Origin of the sequence: Serratia inhibens, assembly GCF_003591175.1 — a bacterium.
Lineage (GTDB): Bacteria > Pseudomonadota > Gammaproteobacteria > Enterobacterales > Enterobacteriaceae > Serratia > Serratia inhibens.
Map to the genome: position 1 here is coordinate 1 of NZ_QYYG01000016.1, position 20931 is coordinate 20931.

At 56.7% G+C, this 20931-nt stretch carries 18 protein-coding genes and 1 riboswitch; of the genes, 7 read left to right on the forward strand and 11 right to left on the reverse strand.

The features are described 5' to 3' along the window. Nucleotides 1–171 precede the first annotated feature (171 nt). On the reverse strand, nt 172–1035 hold the full coding sequence (gene murI, locus D4100_RS25195) for a glutamate racemase (RefSeq protein ID WP_043912139.1): 864 nt from the start codon (nt 1033–1035) through the stop codon (nt 172–174). Then, nucleotides 980–2851, reverse strand: coding sequence for a TonB-dependent vitamin B12 receptor BtuB (gene btuB / locus D4100_RS25200; RefSeq protein WP_119805454.1), 1872 nt, complete (start codon nt 2849–2851; stop codon nt 980–982). Before btuB ends, murI begins: the two co-directional genes overlap by 56 nt. Before the next feature lie 68 nt (nt 2852–2919). Then, a riboswitch (cobalamin riboswitch) is annotated at nt 2920–3131 on the reverse strand. Between the two features lie 120 nt (nt 3132–3251). Here btuB and trmA point away from each other — a divergent pair. Further along, the gene (gene trmA, locus D4100_RS25205) at nt 3252–4355 is read left to right on the forward strand and encodes a tRNA (uridine(54)-C5)-methyltransferase TrmA (protein WP_006317773.1); all 1104 of its coding nucleotides are present in this window, start codon (nt 3252–3254) and stop codon (nt 4353–4355) included. A gap of 41 nt (nt 4356–4396) precedes the next feature. Here trmA and D4100_RS25210 read toward each other — a convergent pair whose 3' ends face one another. Together D4100_RS25210 and fabR are read right to left on the reverse strand one after the other, a co-directional pair. Next, nucleotides 4397–4765: a YijD family membrane protein gene (locus D4100_RS25210; protein ID WP_006317772.1), complete on the reverse strand. Its 369-nt coding sequence runs from the start codon at nt 4763–4765 to the stop codon at nt 4397–4399. 13 nt (nt 4766–4778) lie between these two features. After that, a complete protein-coding gene (fabR, locus tag D4100_RS25215) occupies nt 4779–5411 on the reverse strand; it encodes an HTH-type transcriptional repressor FabR (RefSeq protein WP_006317771.1) in 633 nt (210 codons plus the stop codon). A 216-nt stretch (nt 5412–5627) separates the two neighbouring features. On the opposite strand from fabR, the gene sthA reads away from it, so the two are divergent. Next, on the forward strand, nt 5628–7025 hold the full coding sequence (gene sthA, locus D4100_RS25220) for a Si-specific NAD(P)(+) transhydrogenase (protein WP_006317770.1): 1398 nt from the start codon (nt 5628–5630) through the stop codon (nt 7023–7025). Here the strand turns inward: sthA and oxyR are convergent. Beyond that, entirely contained in the window at nt 7008–7925 is a 918-nt protein-coding gene (gene oxyR / locus D4100_RS25225; protein ID WP_006317769.1) for a DNA-binding transcriptional regulator OxyR, read from the reverse strand. The two genes, sthA and oxyR, sit on opposite strands and share 18 nt — an antisense overlap. A 150-nt stretch (nt 7926–8075) precedes the next feature. Between oxyR and D4100_RS25230 the strand changes: the two genes are divergently transcribed. Together D4100_RS25230 and D4100_RS25235 are read left to right on the forward strand one after the other, a co-directional pair. Then, nucleotides 8076–8807: a glutathione peroxidase gene (locus D4100_RS25230; protein ID WP_004953139.1), complete on the forward strand. Its 732-nt coding sequence runs from the start codon at nt 8076–8078 to the stop codon at nt 8805–8807. Between the two features lie 75 nt (nt 8808–8882). Beyond that, the gene (locus tag D4100_RS25235; RefSeq protein ID WP_119805455.1) at nt 8883–10331 is read left to right on the forward strand and encodes a dihydrolipoyl dehydrogenase; all 1449 of its coding nucleotides are present in this window, start codon (nt 8883–8885) and stop codon (nt 10329–10331) included. Between the two features lie 63 nt (nt 10332–10394). Here D4100_RS25235 and argH read toward each other — a convergent pair whose 3' ends face one another. The 4 genes from argH to argC all read right to left on the reverse strand — a co-directional run bounded on the left by argH (nt 10395) and on the right by argC (nt 14897). Beyond that, a complete protein-coding gene (gene argH / locus D4100_RS25240) occupies nt 10395–11768 on the reverse strand; it encodes an argininosuccinate lyase (protein ID WP_119805456.1) in 1374 nt (457 codons plus the stop codon). Nucleotides 11769–11843: 75 nt separating this feature from the next. Next, the gene (locus D4100_RS25245) at nt 11844–13064 is read right to left on the reverse strand and encodes an argininosuccinate synthase (RefSeq protein ID WP_004953146.1); all 1221 of its coding nucleotides are present in this window, start codon (nt 13062–13064) and stop codon (nt 11844–11846) included. Nucleotides 13065–13089: 25 nt separating this feature from the next. Continuing rightward, nucleotides 13090–13863, reverse strand: coding sequence for an acetylglutamate kinase (gene argB / locus D4100_RS25250; RefSeq protein ID WP_119805457.1), 774 nt, complete (start codon nt 13861–13863; stop codon nt 13090–13092). A 29-nt stretch (nt 13864–13892) separates the two neighbouring features. After that, complete coding sequence (argC, locus tag D4100_RS25255) at nt 13893–14897, reverse strand: N-acetyl-gamma-glutamyl-phosphate reductase (protein ID WP_065506790.1); 1005 nt, start codon at nt 14895–14897, stop codon at nt 13893–13895. Nucleotides 14898–15113: 216 nt separating this feature from the next. Here argC and argE point away from each other — a divergent pair, with 216 nt between their 5' ends. The 3 genes from argE (at nt 15114) to D4100_RS25270 (ending at nt 20020) form a co-directional block, all read left to right on the forward strand. Beyond that, nucleotides 15114–16259, forward strand: coding sequence for an acetylornithine deacetylase (argE, locus tag D4100_RS25260; protein WP_006317763.1), 1146 nt, complete (start codon nt 15114–15116; stop codon nt 16257–16259). Nucleotides 16260–16519: 260 nt separating this feature from the next. Continuing rightward, entirely contained in the window at nt 16520–19156 is a 2637-nt protein-coding gene (ppc, locus tag D4100_RS25265; RefSeq protein WP_006317762.1) for a phosphoenolpyruvate carboxylase, read from the forward strand. A 75-nt stretch (nt 19157–19231) separates the two neighbouring features. Continuing rightward, nucleotides 19232–20020 carry a helix-turn-helix domain-containing protein gene (locus D4100_RS25270; protein ID WP_006317761.1) on the forward strand — a complete coding sequence of 263 codons (789 nt, stop codon included), beginning with the start codon at nt 19232–19234 and terminating at the stop codon, nt 20018–20020. On the opposite strand, the gene D4100_RS25275 is transcribed toward D4100_RS25270, so the two are convergent. Beyond that, on the reverse strand, nt 20017–20649 hold the full coding sequence (locus tag D4100_RS25275) for a LysE family transporter (protein WP_006317760.1): 633 nt from the start codon (nt 20647–20649) through the stop codon (nt 20017–20019). The genes D4100_RS25270 and D4100_RS25275 overlap by 4 nt on opposite strands. A 79-nt stretch (nt 20650–20728) precedes the next feature. Next, the coding region (locus D4100_RS25280; protein ID WP_147417757.1) for an integrase core domain-containing protein at nt 20729–20931 on the reverse strand (203 nt) is incomplete at its 5' end.

A 20931-nucleotide genomic window follows, 5' to 3' on the forward strand; every position in this document is an offset into this window, starting at 1 on the left:
ATTAAGAAACGGTGTTTTCACCGGCTTGCTTCTTCCTGGCTGGGCGACTGGTTCTCGTTAGAGGAGTCGTTGTTCCCGGTCAGTGGAGGCGCATTATAGGGAGTTCTCAGAAGGCCGCAACCCCTAATTTCAATATTTTTTCCAACCGTTGAATGTTTAACCAAAACCCGATTAAAGAGGTAGTTTTTTCAACGATTTAAAGCCATATCCCTGCAAAACGGGCAATAAAGCATCAGTGTCTTCATTCAACGCCATGCAATACGCCAGATTATCTTCCTGGGTCGACACCAGATTTTCCTGCGAAGAGATAAGCCAAGCGGTGCGACGGGCAATAGCAGCACCGGAATCTACCAGTCGGGTTCCCTCAGGCAACACCTGCATTAACTCTTCTGCTAATAAAGGGAAGTGGGTGCAACCCAACACTACCGTGTCCGGCGGCTCGCGCATGCTCAGCCATGGGTGAAGAATTTTCTTCAGCGTGGACAGCGGCACGGCTTCGCCATGCAGCTTGGCTTCCGCCAACTCCACCAGCTCTGAAGAACCCAGCAGCTCGATTTTGCAGTCGGTGGCGAAGCGGGCAATCAGCTCATGAGTATAGGTGCGTTGTACCGTGCCACGGGTAGCCAACAGGCCCACGATGCCATTGGCGGTCAAGCGGGCAGCAGGTTTAATCGCGGGCACTACGCCCACTACCGGGAAGGTAAAGCGCTCGCGCAGCGCCGGCAGAGATACGGTGCTGGCGGTATTACAGGCAATAACGACAATCGCCAGAGGATGACGTTGCTGCACCGCGCTGACAATCTCCAGCACGCGTTCAACGATAAACTCTTCGGATTTCTCGCCGTAGGGGAACGCCACGTTGTCGAAGGCATAGATATAGTGGAGGTCCGGCAGCAATTGCCGAACCTCCTGATACACCGATAGCCCGCCGACGCCGGAATCAAATACCAGCACCGTCGGGCGGGGCGTCGCGGTGGTGTTAGAAGGTATAGCTTCCAGTGAGGTAGTATTCTCTTCCTGGAGTAGCGTAGCCATAAGCCGTCTCATAATCTTTATCAAACAGGTTGGCAATTCTACCACGAACTGTCAGATGAGATGTGACCGGATATGAAACTGCGAGATCCCACAGGCTCACGCCGCCGAGTTTAACGCTTTGTTCTGGGTAGGTGCCGTAGTCTTTGTCATAACGCTCACCGAGGTATTGATAGGTGACTGCCCAGTCAAAATCATAGATCTGCCAATCCAGCTCATACTTCACCTGCTGTTTGGCTCGACGCAGCAGAACTTCATTAGTTTTGGCATTGCGTGGATCGACATAATCGTAACCGATGCGATGGGTTAACGGACCGGTGTCGAATGAAGCAGTAGCCTCAATACCTTTAATAGTGGCCTTGCCGACATTGTAATAAACGTAATTGGTCTCGCCGGTGGCATCAATCAGGTTATCAATATCGTTGCGGTAGCCGGACACGCGCCAGGTTACCGGCCCGGTCAACCCTTCAAAGCCGCCTTCCCACTGTTTGCTTTCTTCTGGCTTCAAATTAGTGTTGTTGCCGAAGTTGCCATACAGTTGGCTCATATTGGGCGCTTTAAACGCCGTGCCATAAGAAGCGATGAAACGATACCCTTCGACAAATTCCCAGGCAGCGCTAGTTTGCCAGGTGCCATGCCAGCCGAATTCGGAGTGATCGTCGCCGCGAACCGCCCCTTCCAGGGTTACCGGCCCGACCAACTGCTGCGCGGTAAGATAAACACCGGCGTTGCGTTGGGTTTTTTCACCGTTAACCGTAGTGGAGTCTGGCTTGATTTGCTGGTGTTGCCAGTCAATCCCTGAACTGACCGTCCCCTGACCTACCTGAAGCGTGTTCCCCCACTGCAGATTGTATTGCTCTGAGTCGACCAAACTTGCCGAGCTGTCATGCATGCCCAGGCGTGGATCGTAATCATAATCCTTGCTGTGGCTGTAGCTGCCGATCAACTGCGTTGCGTAGATACCTTCCTTATAACGCAAGCCGGTATCCCAGGTTTGGCTGTACAACTTGCGGGTATCGACCAGCGGGCTGGTTGGCGAGGAGTAGTAAGCGTCGTAAGCCGTGCGGTTGTCATAACCATAACCACGAACAAAACCGCTGATAGCCTCGCTGAACTGATGATCAACGGCACCGTACAGCGACTTGCTCATAAAGCCGTCGCGATCCTGCTGGCTTTGCATGCCAGTGCTGCCATAGGCCACCACATCATAGCCTTTGGTATAAGTGTAATTACCGGCGACCGTTGCAACCGTACTGTCGCCCAGTTGTTGCTGAGTAGAGGCGTCATAGGCTTGATAGCCGTTTGAACCTGCACCGGCGGAAAGTGTGGTGCCATTCTTCTCGCGGGTGGTAATAATGTTGACCACCCCGCCGATGGCATCAGATCCGTACGCTGCCGAACGCGGCCCACGGATATATTCGACTTTTTGCACCAGCGAGATCGGGATCTGGCTGAGGTCGGAAGAGCCGCTGATACCGGCCTGATTAAGGCGAATACCGTCAATCAGCACCAGCACATGGCTGGAATTGGTGCCACGGATAAACAGCGAGCTTTTTTGTCCCAGGCCACCACTTTGCCCGACATCCACACCCGGCAAACGACGCATCACGTCAGTCAGGCTTTTGGCCTGCCAGCGATCGATATCATCACGGGTAACAACAGAGGTTGGTGCCAGTACGGAAGAAACCGGCTGCGGGAAGCGGTTGGCGGTAACCACCAGGTTATCGCTGTTATTGGCTGTGGTGTTGTCTTGCGCCCATCCAGAAAAAGCCGTGATGGATGAAACCACCGCCAGCAGTGTATTTTTTGTAATTGTCATGAAAAAGCATCCAAACTTAATTGGCGGATGCCGCAGGATCATGGCCGGTAATTCGCGACGGCCACGGACATTGCGACGTAATACCGGCAGGTCTTCGGGCTTGGGAGTTACAAGCTGCATAGGCAACCTGCACCAGGCGATGACTTCCCATCCTGCAGTGGACAGTGTCTGCGTAAAAACGCTATCGCCGTGACTTCCCCTTACCGCTGCGCGTCAGCTCCGGATTCACACCGGATTCCCTTTTCACTCGCTGCTTGAGGCCGGACGGCAATGCTACGATCAATGTAAATAGATGTCTAGACTTCCACCAATGTTACAAATAATAAACACGACAAAACTGGACTTCACGGGCTGATTCCCTACAATCCCCGCTGATCAAATTTGCCTGACGAGAAGAAACATGACGCCCGAGAATTTGCCTATTGAACGTTACGATGACCAACTGGCGGAGAAAACTGCCCGGCTGAAGACGCTGATGTCACCGTTCACGGCACCCGAGCCGGAAGTGTTCCGCTCGCAAGTCGAGCATTACCGCATGCGCGCCGAATTCCGCATCTGGCATGATGAAGACGAGATGTATCACATCATGTTTGACCAGCAGACCAAGCAACGCATCCGCGTCGATCGGTTCCCTGCCGCCAGCGAATTGATTAACCGCCTGATGAGTGCACTGATCGCCGCCATCAAGCCGGAACCCATCCTGCGCCGGAAGCTGTTCCAGATTGACTATCTGTCGACCCGCAGCGGCAAAATCATTGCTTCGTTGTTGTATCACCGTAAGCTGGATGAGGCTTGGCAACAACAAGCGGAAAAGCTGCGTGACAGCCTGCGCGCGCAGGGCTTTGATTTGCAGCTGATTGGCCGTGCGTCGAAAATGAAAATCATGCTGGATCAGGATTACGTAGACGAAGTCCTGCCGGTCGCCGGCCGCGACATGATCTACCGCCAGGTGGAAAACAGCTTCACCCAGCCGAACGCAGCGATGAATATACAGATGCTGGAATGGGCGCTGGACGTAACGGCAGGCTCTAAAGGCGATTTGCTGGAACTCTACTGCGGCAACGGTAACTTCTCGCTGGCGCTGGCGCGTAACTTCGAGCGGGTGTTGGCCACTGAAATAGCCAAACCTTCGGTCGCGGCGGCGCAGTACAACATTGCGGCCAACCATATCGATAACGTACAGATTATTCGCATGGCGGCGGAAGATTTTACCCAGGCGATGAACGGGGTGCGGGAGTTTAACCGGCTGAAAGGTATCGATCTAAGCAGCTATAACTGCGAAACCATTTTTGTCGACCCACCGCGCAGCGGGCTGGACGATGAAACCGTGAAAATGGTGCAAGCCTATCCGCGTATTCTGTATATCTCGTGCAACCCGGAAACGCTGTGCGCCAATCTGGAAACGCTGCAGGAGACGCATCGGATCAGTCGCCTGGCGCTGTTTGATCAGTTCCCGTACACCCATCATATGGAATGCGGCGTGCTGTTGGAAAAACGCGTTTAACCCGACAGGGGCGACGTGGTTGCGCCCCTGCCTGGTCACCTTTATACCTGCGTATTCCCTTCCAGCGCCTTGCGCGCCTTCAGCTTCACGCCAATCCAGAGCACCAGCGCCACGGCGACAATCGCCGGCAAGAAGTTAGAGCCAATCTGCGGATATTCAGCACGCACGATCGCACTGTATAACAGCATCCCCAACAGGAAACAGGCGGCGGCCAGCTTTGGCATGCCGTCCGGCATGGCGCGATGCAGATAACGCTGGTGCAGGCAGTACACCGCCAGAACCAAAGCGATTATCGGGAAAATAGAAAACGGCACCACCGAGCTGAACAACGCGGCAAACGAACCGTTGATTGAAAGACCGGCAATCAACGCCAGCAGTAAAGTGCCATTCTCACGGCCTGATTTTTCCATCACTTTCTACCTTTTATACGTGGGACACAGAAGCTTTTTCTTGCTCGCGGCGATACCAGTAATAAGCGCCCTTGGAAATCATCCGCAGTTGCAGCACTAAACGTTCCTCAAGCCGACGCCGTTGGTCGATGTCAATGTCCAGCGCTTCGGCACCGGCGCTGAACACGATAGTCACCATGGCTTCCGCCTGCGCTTCGGTGAAGCTGCGCGGCATATGGTTTTCCAGCTCGAGGTAATCCGCCAGTTCGGCGATAAAATGTTGGATCTCGCGTGCCACCGCCGCACGGAAGGCGGCCGAAGTACCGGAACGCTCACGCAACAGCAGGCGGAAGGCGTTGGGATTATTGCCGATAAACTCCATAAAGGTGGAGACCGAGGTGCGGATTACGCTGCCGCCCTTGGCGATACGCTGGCGCGCCTGCCGCATCAGTTGGCGCAGCATCAGGCCGCTCTCATCGACCATGGTCAGCCCAAGCTCGTCCACGTCACGGAAGTGGCGGTAAAATGACGTGGGCGCGATACCCGCCTCGCGTGAGACTTCGCGCAAACTCAGGCTCGCAAAGCTGCGTTCGGCGCTTAGCTGGCTGAATGCCGCCTCAATGAGGGAACGACGAGTCCGTTCTTTTTGTTGTGCTCTGACGCCCATATGCATATCCAGATAAGATCCATTCATTGAGTCTAACGCCGCTGAGTCGGCAATATAGCAAATTTTATTGCAACAGCATTTATACAAACGCGTCCTGTCACAGTTTCAGCCTGTACCATTTGTGCTTTGCCTCAAAAAGCCTAATGGTGATTGGGCGCTCAGCGCTATGATGTTAAGATACCGTTGTAATTTTGTATAAAAACAGGTCTCTCCTACATGCAACAGCACTATCAATTTGATGCCATTGTAATTGGCTCGGGCCCTGGTGGTGAAGGTGCCGCTATGGGACTGGTGAAACAAGGCGCTCGCGTGGCCGTTATCGAACGGTACAATAATGTGGGCGGCGGATGTACTCATTGGGGTACCATTCCGTCCAAAGCCCTCCGCCACGCCGTCAGCCGCATTATCGAATTCAACCAGAACCCGCTTTACAATAATTCACGCACGCTCAGTGCAACCTTCCCTGACATTTTACGCCACGCCGATAACGTCATTAATCAACAAACCCGAATGCGTCAGGGTTTCTATGAACGCAATCAGTGCAAACTGTTTGCCGGCGATGCACGCTTTATCGACGCCAACACCGTCAGCGTCAGCTACATGGACGGCACTCAGGACACCATCCGCGCCGATCATATCGTGATCGCTTGCGGCTCGCGCCCCTACCACCCGGCCAGCGTCGACTTTAACCATCCACGCATCTATGACAGCGATTCCATTCTCGAACTGAGCCACGAACCGCGCCACGTAATCATTTACGGCGCCGGTGTGATCGGTTGTGAATATGCGTCGATTTTCCGTGGTTTGAACGTGAAGGTGGATCTGATCAACACCCGCGATCGCCTGTTGGCCTTCCTCGATCAGGAAATGTCGGACTCGCTGTCATACCACTTCTGGAACAATGGCGTGGTGATCCGTCACAACGAAGAGTTCGAGAAGATCGAAGGCACCGAAGACGGCGTGATTGTTCACCTGAAATCCGGCAAGAAAGTGAAAGCGGATTGCCTGCTGTACGCCAACGGGCGTACCGGTAACACCGATTCACTCGGGTTGGAGAATGTCGGTCTGGAGTCAGACAGTCGAGGCCTGTTGAAAGTGAACAGCATGTACCAAACCGCGCTGTCGCACATTTACGCCGTGGGTGACGTGATTGGTTATCCGAGCCTGGCATCCGCCGCTTACGATCAGGGCCGCATCGCCGCACAGGCGATCGCCTCCGGCGAAGCCAGCGGGCATCTGATCGAAGACATCCCGACCGGCATCTACACCATTCCGGAAATCAGCTCCGTCGGCAAAACCGAGCAGGAACTGACGGCGATGAAAGTGCCGTATGAAGTGGGTCGCGCCCAGTTCAAGCATCTCGCACGTGCGCAGATTGCCGGGATGAGCGTCGGCAGCCTGAAGATCCTGTTCCATCGCGACACCCTGCAGATCCTCGGGATCCACTGCTTCGGCGAGCGTGCGGCGGAGATCATCCACATCGGTCAGGCGATCATGGAACAGAAAGGTGAAGGCAATACTATCGAATATTTCGTTAATACGACCTTCAACTATCCGACCATGGCCGAAGCCTACCGGGTGGCAGCGCTAAACGGCTTAAACCGCCTGTTTTAACGTGGTATTGAAGTAGTTCTGCATGTGCTCGCGGATCGCCTCGGCCAATTGCTCATAACGACTGCGCAATGGGGAACCGGGGCGGTACACCAGCGCTATGGTGCGCTTCGGTTCCGGTTTATAACAGTCGAGGTAGCAGACGCCGTCTCGCTCACGCTGCGGCGGTACCGCAAGCGTTGGCAGCAGGGTAATGCCGCTGCCCGCCGCCACCATATTGCGCAGAGTTTCCAGACTGGTCGCGCGGAAATGGGTATCCTCGTCCGCCCCCGCCTGGAAGCAAAAGCCCATCGCCTGATCGCGCAGGCAGTGGCCGTCTTCCAGCATCAGCAGTTTTTCCCCCGCCAAATCCGGCATCGCTACGCGATCGCGCTGCGCCCATGGGTGATCGGAATACACCGCCAGCTTCATCGGCTCATCAAATAGCGGCACTTCGATAAAGGCTTCCGTTTCCTTCACCAGCGCCAGAATGGCGCAGTCCAGTTTGCCGCTGTCGAGCTGCGCCAGCAGTTGATGGGTTTGCGCTTCATGCAGGTACATTTCCAGCTTGGGAAAGGTTTTGTGCAGCGTAGGGATGATCTGTGGCAGCAAATAAGGCCCGACGGTCGGGATCAAGCCGATATGCAGCGGCCCCGACATAGCTTCCCCTTGCTGGCTGGCCATCTCTTTCAGGACTTTGACTTCGCGCAGCACGGTACGCGCCTGCTCCACCAGCAACAAACCCGCCTGAGTGAATAACACCTTGCGGCTGGTACGTTCGAGCAGCATCACGCCCAGTTCGTCTTCCAGCTTGCGGATCTGCCCACTGAGAGTGGGTTGGCTAACATGGCATGAATCGGCGGCACGGCGGAAATGCCGATGCTCGGCCAAGGCGACCAGGTACTCTAAATCACGAATATTCATTTTTTCCCTCCAGACCATGATAGCTCATGGCGATAGATAAGATAGCAATGAGCGATTAGATCTATCAAGCCCCGACGTCAATAATGTGTCCCAACGAAGCGATACAGCGCTAACAGCCAAAAATTATTTTCCTAATTAAGGGGTTAATCCATGTTTACCAGCCAAGAAGGCAAAAAAGTTCCTCAGGTTACTTTCCACACCCGTCAGGGCGACCAATGGATTGATGTCACCACCAATGACCTGTTCAAAGATAAAACCGTCATCGTATTTTCTCTGCCGGGCGCGTTTACCCCAACCTGCTCTTCCAGCCATTTGCCACGCTACAACGAGCTGTCCAGCGTGTTCAAACAGCACGGCGTTGACAGCATCTTGTGCGTCTCGGTCAACGACACCTTCGTGATGAACGCCTGGAAAGCCGATCAGCACGCCGAGAACATCACCTTCGTGCCAGACGGCAACGGTGAGTTCACCAAAGGCATGAACATGCTGGTCGAGAAAGCCGATCTGGGCTTCGGCCCACGTTCATGGCGTTACTCGATGCTGGTGCGCAACGGCGTGGTGGAAAAAATGTTCGTCGAGCCCAACAAGCCGGGCGACCCGTTTGAAGTCTCTGATGCCGACACCATGCTGAAATACCTGGCGCCGGAATTCAAAGTGCAGGAATCGGTTTCGCTGTTCACCAAACCCGGCTGCCCGTTCTGCGCCAAAGCCAAGCAAATGCTGCAAGAACGCGGTATCCAGTATGAAGAGATCGTGCTGGGCAAAGACGCCACCACCGTCAGCCTGCGCGCCGTCAGCGGCCGTGCCACCGTACCGCAAGTGTTCATCGGCGGCCGTCACATCGGCGGCAGCGATGACCTGGAAAATTTCCTGTCAGCCTGATTAATCAATAATAACGAAGCCAACGTGAACCTTTGGCGGGCTATGGCCCGCCTTTTTTACCTTTCAGGAGCGGATATGAAACAGTTGAATGTTGACGTCGCGGTTATCGGCGGCGGCACCGCCGGTCTGGGCGCCTATCGCGCTGCTAAACTTTCCACCCCCAGCGTAGTGATGATCGAGGGCGGGCCTTATGGCACCACCTGCGCACGCGTCGGCTGCATGCCATCCAAATTGCTGATCGCCGCCGCCGAGGCGGTGCATCAAATCGAGCGCGCCCCCGGCTTTGGCGTGTATCCCGCCGGTAAAACCACCGTTAACGGCCGTGAAGTGATGGACCGCGTCAAACGCGAACGTGACCGCTTTGTCGGATTTGTGCTGGAAGGCGTCGACGAGATCCCGGCCGCCGACAAAATTCACGGCTACGCCCGCTTTATCGACGACAATACCCTGCAGGTCGATGAACACACCCGCATCGTGGCGCAGCGGATCGTTATCGCCACCGGTTCCCGCCCAAGCTGGCCGGCACAGTGGAACTCACTGGGCGACCGGTTGATCGTCAATGACGACGTGTTTAACTGGGATGATTTGCCGCAGTCCGTCGCGGTATTTGGCCCGGGTGTCATTGGCCTGGAGCTGGGTCAGGCGCTGCACCGTCTGGGGGTCGACACCAAAGTATTTGGCGTTGGCGGCGCCGTCGGCCCATTAACCGACAGTGCGGTGCGCAGCTATGCCGCCAAAACCCTGGGCGAAGAGTTTTATCTGGATGCCGACGTGAAGGTCGAGATGATGCAGCGCGAAGGCGACAAAGTGTTTATCCGCTATCAGGATCTGCAGGGTCGGCCACAGGAAATCATGGTGGATTACGTACTGGCCGCCACCGGTCGCAGGCCGAACGTCGATAAACTGGGCCTGGAAAACACTCGCCTCGCACTCGATACCCGAGGCGTGCCGCAGGCCAATCGTTCGACCATGCAAACCAGCGTGCCGCATATTTTCATCGCCGGCGACGCCAGCAACCAGCTGCCGCTCCTGCATGAGGCCAGCGATCAGGCACGCATTGCCGGGGCCAACGCCGGCAGCTTCCCGGAAATCACCCCAGGCCTGCGCCGCAGCGCGATTTCGGTCGTATTCTCCGATCCGCAGATCGCCATGGTCGGTTCGACCTTCCGCGAACTGAGCGAGAAATTCAGCGCTTGCGGCTGCTTCGAAGTCGGCGAGGTTTCGTTCGAGAATCAGGGGCGCTCGCGCGTGATGCTGCGTAATAAAGGCCTCCTGCATGTCTACGGCGAGCAAGGCACCGGGCGTTTCCTGGGGGCGGAAATGATGGGGCCGGACGTTGAACATATCGCTCACCTGCTGGCCTGGGCGCATCAGCAGCAGATGACCATCAACCAGATGCTGGATATGCCGTTCTACCACCCGGTGATCGAAGAAGGCCTGCGCACCGCACTGCGCGACCTGCAGACCAGGCTCAAGCTGGGTGAGGCCGAAGCGGAACGCTGCCAGCGCTGCCCGGGCGAGTAAACCATCATAAAAAAAGCGCGGCTCACACTGTGAACCGCGCCCTTATGAACGGACTAACTTAACTTAAAACAACCGCCGTTTCGCTTCGGCGATCGCACTGGCGACCTGCTGAGGAGACACTCCGCCCTTGGCCGAACGCTTGTCCAGGCAAGATTGCAGCGCCAGAATCGGGTACACGTCGTCACCAATCACCGCACTGAACTTCTGCAACTCGGTCAGCGTCAGTGCCTCAAGCGCCTTGCCCTGTTGGATGGCTTCTACCACCGCTTCACCGACGATATGGTGCGCCTCACGGAACGGCACGCCTTTGGCGACCAGATAGTCCGCCAGTTCGGTCGAGTTGGCGTAGCCCTGCTCTGCCGCCTCTTTGCAGCGTGGACGTTTCACCTGAATACCGTCCAGCACCAGCGCCGCCATTTGCAGACAATCCATCCAGGTATCCAGAGCGTCGAACAGCCCTTCCTTGTCTTCCTGCATGTCTTTGTTATACGCCAGCGGCAAACCTTTCAGCGTCATCATCATGCCGGTCAATGCACCCTGTACACGGCCGCATTTGCCGCGGATCAGCTCCAGCGCATCCGGGTTTTTCTTCTGCGGCATCAACGAAGAACCGGAAGTTACACGGTCGGACAGGTCGACAAACGCCGCTTCGCCGCTGTTGAAGAAGATCAGGTCTTCGGCAAAGCGCGACAGGTGCACCATGCTGATGGAAGCATTGGACAGCAGCTCCAGCACGTGGTCGCGATCGGAAACGCTGTCCAGGCTGTTGCGGGTGGCCGAGGCAAAACCCAACCAACCGGCAAGCTGTTCACGATCGATCGGATAAGCGGTACCGGCCAGCGCGCCGCTGCCCAGCGGGCTGACATCCAGGCGCTTGAGCGTATCTTGCAGGCGGCTTTCATCGCGGGCCAGCATTTCCACATAGGCCAGACACCAGTGGGCGAAAGTGACCGGCTGCGCGCGTTGCAAGTGGGTATAACCCGGCATCACCGCATCCTGATTGGCTTCGGCAGTTTCCACCAGCGCCTGCTGCAGTTGCACGATGGCCTGATGCAGTTCACCGATTTGCTGTTTGCACCACAGTTTCAGATCGGTCGCGACCTGATCGTTACGGCTACGGCCGGTATGCAGCTTCTTGCCCAGATCGCCGACTTTGTCGATCAGTTTCTGCTCCACCCAGCTATGGATATCTTCCGCATCGCTGCTGACAATCGCCTGCGGGTCGGCCTGCACCTCTTCCAACAACACGCTCAAAGCCTGCTCAAGCTGTTGCTGCTCGGCTGCCGTCAGCACGTTGACGGTGACCAGCGCTTTCGACCAGGCCACAGAGCCAACAATGTCCTGTTCCGCCAGGCGATAATCAAAGCGCAGAGAGTCGTTTAACTGTTTGAACCGCTGATCTGCCGCCTGACTGAACCGTCCGCCCCAAAGTGCCATACCTTTACTCCTGAATTTTATGCAAATAAGGGCGCAGCACGCTGCGCCCTTAACAAGTCACGCCGAATAATGAAATTACTTGTTCTTTTTCTCGTTCAGCGCGCGAATGCGTGAAGAGAGCGAGAACAGGCGGATAAAGCCGCCCGCGTGGCTGTGATCGTAAACTTCGTCTTCGCCAAAGGTAGCAAACTCTTCAGAGTACAGGCTGTTGGCGGATTTCTTCTGAATCGCCGTCACCTGACCTTTGTACAGCTGCAGCACCACTTCGCCGTTCACTTCTTCGGCCAGCGCTTCTGCAGAGGCCTGCAGAGAACGACGCAGCGGAGCAAACCAGCGGCCGTCGTACACTACGTAGGACATTTCCAGGCCCAACTGCTCACGCCATTTGAAGCTGTCGCGATCCAGCACCAGTTGCTCGACGCCACGCAGTGCCGCCACCATGATGGTGCCGCCCGGGGTTTCGTAGCAACCGCGGGATTTGATGCCCACCAGACGGTTTTCCACGATGTCGATCCGGCCTACGCCATGTTTGGCCCCCAGCACATTCAGGGTTTCCAGACATTTGTATGGGCTCAAGGCTTCACCGTTAACCGCCACAACGCGGCCTTTTTCTACGGTGATGGTCACTTGCTCAGGCTGGTCCGGCGCTTCCTGCGGATCCACGGTCCAAACCCAGCAGTCTTTGTTCGGTGCATTCCATGGGCTTTCCAGCACGCCGCCTTCGGTAGAGATATGCCAGGCGTTCTCGTCACGGCTGTAGATTTTTTCCAGCGACGCAGTCGTCGGGATATTGCGCTCTTTCAGGTAATCCAGCAGCGCTTCACGGGAACGCAGGTTCCACTCACGCCAAGGCGCAACTACTTTCAGGTGCGGTGCCAGCGCGGTGTAGGTGGTTTCGAAACGCACCTGGTCATTGCCTTTGCCGGTTGCACCGTGGCACAGCGCATCAGCGCCGACTTTCAACGCCAGCTCAACCTGCGCTTTAGCGATAATCGGGCGCGCCATTGAAGTGCCCAGCAGATAGCTGCCTTCATACAACGCGCCGGTCTGCAGAACCGGATAAACGTAATCGCGGATGAATTCTTCACGCAGATCAACCACGTGACACTCAGAGGCACCGGATTGCAGGGCTTTTTGCTCCACGCCTTCCAGATCGCTGCGCTCCTGGCCGATATCCGCCACGAACGCTACCACTTCGCAGCCGCCGTAGTTTTCTTTCAACCAGGGAATGATGGCCGAAGTATCCAGGCCGCCAGAGTACGCCAGAACGATTTTTTTGATGCCTTGGTTTTGCATGGTCTTTTCCTTTTTAATTCTAAATTTAAGCGAGGATCCGGGTGCCAATCGACACGCCGTTAAACAGAGCTGGAAGCTGATCGGCATGGCGCCAGCTGGCGATATCCACCGGCCGGCCAAGGGTGCGGGCCGCGTCGAGCGCCGCATTCACCTTCACCACCATACCATCGGTGATGATGCCTTGGGCAATCAGTTGTTCCGCTTTTTGTGCCGTCATTTCTGCAATGCGTTGCCCTTTCCCATCGAGAATGCCGCTGACATCCGACAGCAGGATCAAATCCGCACCCAGCGTGGCGGCCAGGGCCGTCGCCGCCTGATCGGCGTTCACATTCATTAATTCCCCTTCGGCGGTGATGCCGATAGAGCTGATCACCGGCAGATAACCGGCGTCCAGCAGGGTATTGAGCAGCACCGGCGAACCCGGCTGCGCGTTACCTACGTGGCCCAGCGCCGGATCGAGTTGGGTCACGGAAACGCTGCCGCCGTCCGCCAGGCTCAGGCCCACCGCATTGATCCGGTGCTTGATGGCCCACGCCAGCAGGGTCTTGTTGGCAGTACCGGCCAGCGCGCCGGTAATGATGTCGATCTGGTCCGCAGGGGTCACCCGCAGACCGTTTTTCTTCACCACCGGCAGAGAAAGTTGTTTCATCAGCTCATCCACCAGGCAACCGCCACCGTGAACGATAACCAGCGGGCGCTGATGCTGCTGACGGTAGCTGTCCAGGGCGGTGAATAAACGCTCCAGCGCTTCTTCACTGTCTAATAACACGCCACCTAACTTGATAATTAACGGATTCATCGCTGTTTACATCCCACGCTGGTTATTCATTAAAGTAATGACTGGGTTTCCGGGAACCCAAAACGGATATTCAGGCATTGCACCGCCTGAGCGGCCGCGCCTTTCAACAGGTTGTCTTCCGCCGCTACGGCGATCAGGTGTTCACCCTGCACGGCAAAGCCGATATCGCAGAACGGCAGGCCCACCACCGCTTTCAATGCCGGCACGCCTTGGTCGTACAGCCGCACCAGCGGTTTGTCGTCATAGGCGGCGTGATAGGCAGCGGCCACGTCCTGCGCGGTAACGCCGGCTTTCAAACGGCAGGTGATGGTTTCGAGAATACCACGCGGGAAGTTACCCAAATGTGGCGTGAAGATGACCGGCGTGCCCAGATGCGCAACAATTTCCGGGTGATGACGGTGGTTGAAGATGCCGTACGGCTGCAAGCTCACTTCACAGAAGCTGGTGGTCACGCTGGCTTTGCGGCCCGCGCCGCTGACGCCGCTGGTGGCGTTGATGACCGGCCATTGGTCAAGATTCAACAGCTGTTGATCGATCAAGGGTTTCAACGCCAACTGCGCCGCCGTCGGGTAGCAGCCCGGTACGGCGATCAGTTGCGCCTGTTTGATTTTTTCGCTCTGCCACTCCGCCAGGCCATATACCGCCTGATCCAGCAGTTCAGGATGCTGATGCTCGAAACCGTAGTACTGGGTATAGAAACCGGCGTCTTTCACGCGGAACGCACCGGACAGATCGAACACCACGCAACCCGCTGCCAGGAACAAAGGCGCGATATCGTGGCTGACCTCGTGCGCCGTGGCCAGGAACACCACGTCGATGCCATCGGCGGCGGCAGCCACGTCGACCAGCGGTTGCAACGGCAGATCGACGATGCCTTTTAATTGGGGATGCAAATCAGAAAGCAATTTTCCTGCATCTGCACTTTGCGCTGAAACCGCTAATGCGGTTATGTTCATGTGTGGGTGACGATTCAGGTAGGCCGTGAGCTCCGCTCCGGCGTAACCGCTGGCACCAACGATCAGCGTATTCAACATGTGGCCTTTCACCTTCTTGGCTTACGAGTGGTCGTATTCGACTCAGGTAACCGGGCTCACCAGCGTTGTTTCGCCGTTCACCCACGTGGTCGAGCGTTGATGTTTTTATAATCATCCGGGAATCGGGTTCCCTTACGCTCTAGCTTACTGTATTTTTATTCAAAATAAATGCATGAATATTGATACTACCCTAACCAAAGGCTGTCAACAGTGAAGATGAAATTACCTCCATTTATTGAGCTGTACCGGGCGTTGATCGCCACTCCGTCGATCAGTGCCACCGATGGCGCCCTCGATCAGAGTAATGAAGCGTTAATCAACTTGCTGGCCGGGTGGTTTGCCGATTTGGGCTTCCGCGTCGACGTACAGCCGGTGCCCGATACCCGCAACAAATTCAACCTGCTCGCCAGCATTGGCGAAGGTAGCGGCGGCTTGCTTTTGGCGGGCCACACCGACACCGTCCCTTATGACGAAGGCCGCTGGACGCGCGATCCCTTCACTCTGACCGAACACGACAATAAGCTGTACGGTCTGGGCACCGCGGACATGAAAGGCTTCTTTGCCTTTATTCTGGATGCCGTGCGCGACATCGATGCCGGCAAGTTGACCAAGCCGCTGTACATTCTGGCAACCGCAGATGAAGAAACGACGATGGCCGGCGCGCGTTATTTCGCTGCCTCGACCGCCATCCGCCCGGATTTCGCCATTATCGGCGAGCCCACCTCACTGCAACCGGTGCGCGCGCACAAAGGACATATGGCCAACGCCATCCGCATTGTCGGCCAGTCCGGACACTCGAGCGACCCGGCACGTGGCGTCAACGCCATCGATTTGATGCACGACACCATTGGCCGCCTGATGGAACTGCGCAAAACGCTGCAGGAGCGCTACAACAATCCGGCATTCGCCGTGCCTTATCCGACGATGAACTTCGGTCATATCAGCGGCGGCGACGCGGCCAACCGCATCTGCGCCTGTTGTGAACTGCATCTGGATATTCGCCCGCTGCCGGGCATGACGCTCGACAATATCAACGAGCTGATGCACCAGACGCTGGAACCGATCAGCCAGCGCTGGCCGGGCCGCCTGAACATTGAGGAACTGCATGCCTCGGTCCCGGGCTACGAGTGCCCGACCGATCACCATATGGTGGCGGTGATTGAGCAACTGCTGGGCACCCGTACTCAGGTGGTCAACTACTGCACCGAAGCGCCGTTCGTCCAGCAGGTGTGCCCGACGCTGGTGCTTGGCCCAGGGTCAATCAACCAGGCGCACCAACCGGATGAATACATTGATACGGCGTTTATCGAGCCGACGCGCAAGCTGCTGGGCCAGTTGGTCGAGCACTTTTGCCATCAATAAACCTGATACAAGGTAGGGTTAATGATTTATCATCACCCCTACCTATTAAGAAGTATCAAAACAATATAATAAGCCAGACTGATAACCGGCGTGCCGTAATTAAATTTCAGAAAACGCGCCGATTTTGATGTTTTTTTGCTAAAAATAGTGTCAATTGACGATTGGACAGGAACGTGGCGAGATGAAACAGGCGCTCTTCGCCTGACACGTGAAATTTACTTACAAGATAAAAAATCATACAGAACTGGGTCAGGGGTTATATGAACGAACAATATTCGGCAATGCGAAGTAATGTCAGTATGCTCGGCAAATTGCTCGGCGATACCATCAAAGATGCGCTGGGCGAGCATATTCTCGATCGCGTTGAAACTATCCGTAAGCTTTCCAAATCTTCACGTGCCGGCAACGAGGCGCACCGTCAGGAGCTGCTTTCCACCTTGCAGAACCTGTCCAACGACGAGTTGCTGCCGGTCGCGCGCGCCTTCAGCCAGTTCCTTAATCTGACCAACGTCGCCGAGCAGTACCACAGTATTTCGCCCAATGGCGAAGCCGCCAGCAATCCGGAAGCGCTGGCCCAACTGTTCACCCGGCTGAAAGACAAAAAACTCAGCACCAAAGAGCTGCAAAATGCGGTCTCTCAGCTCTCCATCGAGCTGGTGCTGACGGCGCACCCGACGGAAATCACCCGCCGCACCCTGATCCACAAGCTGGTTGAGGTCAATACCTGCCTGAGCCAACTCGATCATAACGATCTGGCCGATTACGAGCGCAACAAGATCATGCGCCGCCTGCGCCAGCTGGTTGCCCAGTCATGGCACACCGACGAGATCCGTAAAAACCGCCCTTCGCCTATCGATGAGGCCAAATGGGGCTTCGCGGTGGTGGAAAACAGCCTGTGGGAAGGAGTGCCCGCCTTCCTGCGCGAATTCAACGAGCAGTTGGAAAACTCCATCGATTACAGCCTGCCGGCGGAAGCCGTGCCGGTGCGTTTCACCTCCTGGATGGGCGGTGACCGCGACGGCAACCCGAACGTGACCGCCGAAATCACCCGTCACGTGCTGCTGCTCAGCCGCTGGAAAGCTTGCGACCTGTTCACCCGCGATATTCAGGTGTTGGTGTCCGAGCTGTCGATGACCGAATGCACCCCGGAATTGCGCGCGCTCGCCGGCGGCGACCAAGTGCAGGAACCGTATCGCGAGATCATGAAACAGCTGCGCGGCCAGTTGATGAGCTCTCAAGCCTATCTGGAAGGCCGCCTGAAAGGCGAGCGCGTGCTTAAGCCACAGGATCTGCTGGTGAGCAACGATCAGCTGTGGGAACCTTTGTTCGCCTGTTATCAGTCGCTGCAGGCCTGCGGCATGAGCATCATTGCCAACGGTCAGTTGCTGGATACCCTGCGACGCGTCCGCTGCTTTGGCGTGCCGCTGGTGCGTATCGACGTCCGTCAGGAAAGCAACCGCCATACCGAAGCCATCGCCGAACTGACCCGTTATCTGGGCCTTGGCGACTACGAAAGCTGGTCAGAAGCCGACAAACAGGCATTCCTGATCCGCGAATTGAACTCCAAACGCCCGCTGGTGCCGCTGAAGTGGGAACCGAGCGCCGACACCCAGGAAGTGCTAGAAACCTGCCGCGTGATCGCCGAAGCGCCGCAAGGCTCCATCGCAGCCTACGTGATCTCCATGGCGCGCACCCCTTCTGACGTGCTGGCGGTTCATCTGCTGCTGAAAGAAGCCGGTTGCCCGTTCGCGCTGCCGGTAGCGCCGCTGTTCGAAACCCTCGACGACCTGAACAATGCCGACGACGTTATGACCCAGTTGCTGAATATCGACTGGTATCGCGGCTTTATCCAGGGCAAGCAGATGGTGATGATCGGCTATTCCGACTCGGCGAAAGACGCCGGGGTAATGGCCGCCTCCTGGGCGCAATATCGCGCGCAAGATGCGTTGATCAAAACCTGTGAAAAGGCCGGCGTGGCGTTAACGCTGTTCCACGGCCGTGGCGGTTCGATTGGCCGCGGCGGTGCGCCTGCACATGCGGCGCTGCTATCGCAGCCGCCGGGCAGCCTGAAAGGTGGCCTGCGCGTGACCGAGCAGGGTGAGATGATCCGCTTCAAGTTTGGCCTGCCGGAAGTGGCCATCAGCAGCCTGGCGCTGTATGCCGGCGCGGTTCTGGAAGCCAACCTGCTGCCGCCGCCGGAGCCGAAGAAAGAGTGGCGTTCGCTGATGGACGACCTGTCGGAGACATCATGCAAAATGTACCGCGGTTACGTGCGTGAGAACCCGGACTTCGTCCCTTACTTCCGCGCCGCAACGCCGGAGCTGGAGCTGGGTAAACTGCCGCTGGGTTCACGCCCGGCCAAGCGCAAGCCAAACGGCGGCGTAGAAAGCCTGCGCGCCATTCCGTGGATCTTCGCCTGGACGCAGAACCGCCTGATGCTGCCGGCCTGGCTGGGCGCCGGCGCAGGTTTGCAGGAAGCGGTGAAAGCCGGCAAACAGAATCAGTTGGAAGCCATGTGCCGCGACTGGCCGTTCTTCTCCACCCGTATCGCCATGCTGGAAATGGTCTTCGCCAAAGCCGACCTGTGGCTGGCGGAATACTACGATCAGCGCCTGGTCGACAAATCGCTGTGGCCGCTGGGCCAGCAGCTGCGCGATCAGCTCGAAAGCGACATCAAGGTCGTGTTGACCATCGCCAATGACGCTCATCTGATGGAAGATCTGCCGTGGATCGCCGAATCCATCGCGCTGCGTAACGTGTATACCGATCCGCTGAACGTGCTGCAGGCAGAACTGCTGCACCGCTCGCGCCAGCAGGAACATCCTGATACCCGCGTTGAACAGGCATTGATGGTCACCATTGCCGGCGTCGCCGCCGGAATGCGCAACACCGGCTAGGTTGCGCGCCAAAGCACGGCTCCTGTTCACAGGAGCCGTTTTTCTATGTGTCGCTGACGGGCGCGGAGGTGCGCGATGGCGTTATCCCTCTCGGACTGGTTTGTTGCCAACGATATCGAGTGCTCGCGCCTGACGGCGATCAATGCCTCTTTCCCTCGTCACACCCACGATGAATACGTGATCAGCGCCAATCTGAGTGGCACCGAACAAATTTGGCTGGACGGCAAAACCTCTCTGGTGCACGGTGGCGAGATCACCGTTTACAACCCGGCCAGCATTCAGTCCTCGCAATTTGGCAGTGAGAAAGTCGAATTCTGCAGCGTGCATTTACCGCAATCACTGCTGCGCAGCCTGGCTAACAACCATAACCTGAGTTCCGATCGTCAGGCGCCGGTGTTGACCGAAGGTGTGCTGCGCAACCCGGCGCTGTTCGACGCCATTTGCCGTTACGCCTGCACCCCGCACGACGCCGTTGAACAAGAGCAAAATCTGCTGTGGCTGTTGGGGACCCTGCTGGACGATCGCACCGCGGATCACCCGCAACCGACGGAAACCGTCGGCCGGGCGCTGGAGTTCATGCGCGACAACCTGACGCTGAAAATCAGTCTGGACACGCTGGCCCAGGTCAGCGGCATGAGTAAATATCATTTTGTCCGGCTGTTCCGGCAACGCGTCGGCATGCCGCCGTTGCAATACCACATGCAGCTGCGGCTACTGGAGGCGCGTAACCTGCTGCGGCAAAATCAACACACGATGGACGTGGCGCTGGCCTTGGGTTTTTACGATCAAAGTCATTTTATTAACGCTTTTCGCAAAACCATGGGCATAACGCCGCATCATTACCTGCAATCCTTCACCCGCTAAATAAACTCGCGGTAGCCCGACACCACCACGTACAGCGCGAAGTAGCCAAAAATAACCGCCGAAGCGAAGTAAGAATATTTCAGCAGGCGAGCCCCCAGCATTTTACCGCCCAGGCTACCCACAGAGCAAAGCACCGCCGTCCACACCACGCCGGCAATAAAAAAGCCGGAGAGGAACCACGACGTCGCCGTCGGTCCCCCCTGACCCATACGTGAAATCAGTGCGCCACCCACCGCCGCAAACCACAAAATCGCCGTTGGCGAAGACATCGCCAGAACCACGCCACGCAGGAAGCTGCGCGGCACCGAGCGCGGCCTCTCCGGCTCAGCCGCCGCCAGCTCAGTCGCCTGGGCGAAGGCCGCGCGCAGCATCTTGTAAGCGAACCACAGCAGCATCGTTGAACCGCCGACCCACAGTACCCAGCGGACGCCCGGGTATTGCAACAGCACCGCCATGCCCGCCAGCGCCAGCACCGCATAAATCAGGTCCCCCACGCAGGTACCGATGCCCAGCCAGAAACCGTGAAAATAGCCGCGCTGCATCGCCAGCGTGATCATGGCGATATTGGCGATGCCAATATCCAGACAAAGCGACAGACTGAGTAAAAAACCATTGGAAAACGGCAACATAGCGACAAGCTCTTTTCATTGGGACGATGCGTCATCTCATCATGCCGCTAAAGAGAGGTATTGGAAGAAATTGCGCTGACTAGTCCTGACATAGGTTGACACTTTTATGCCTGTAAAACGCCTGATGCACTGCATCGGGCGTTTTGTATTTTAGTGACTGGTGAGGCCGCTCTCTGTTGTAAATTTCTATCGATTCCCTCACCATCTTTCTTGCCTGCTCCAGATCTGCCGGGCGTGATAGCAAAAACTCCGTCTTCAGTATCCCGTTCACCCTTTCCGCCA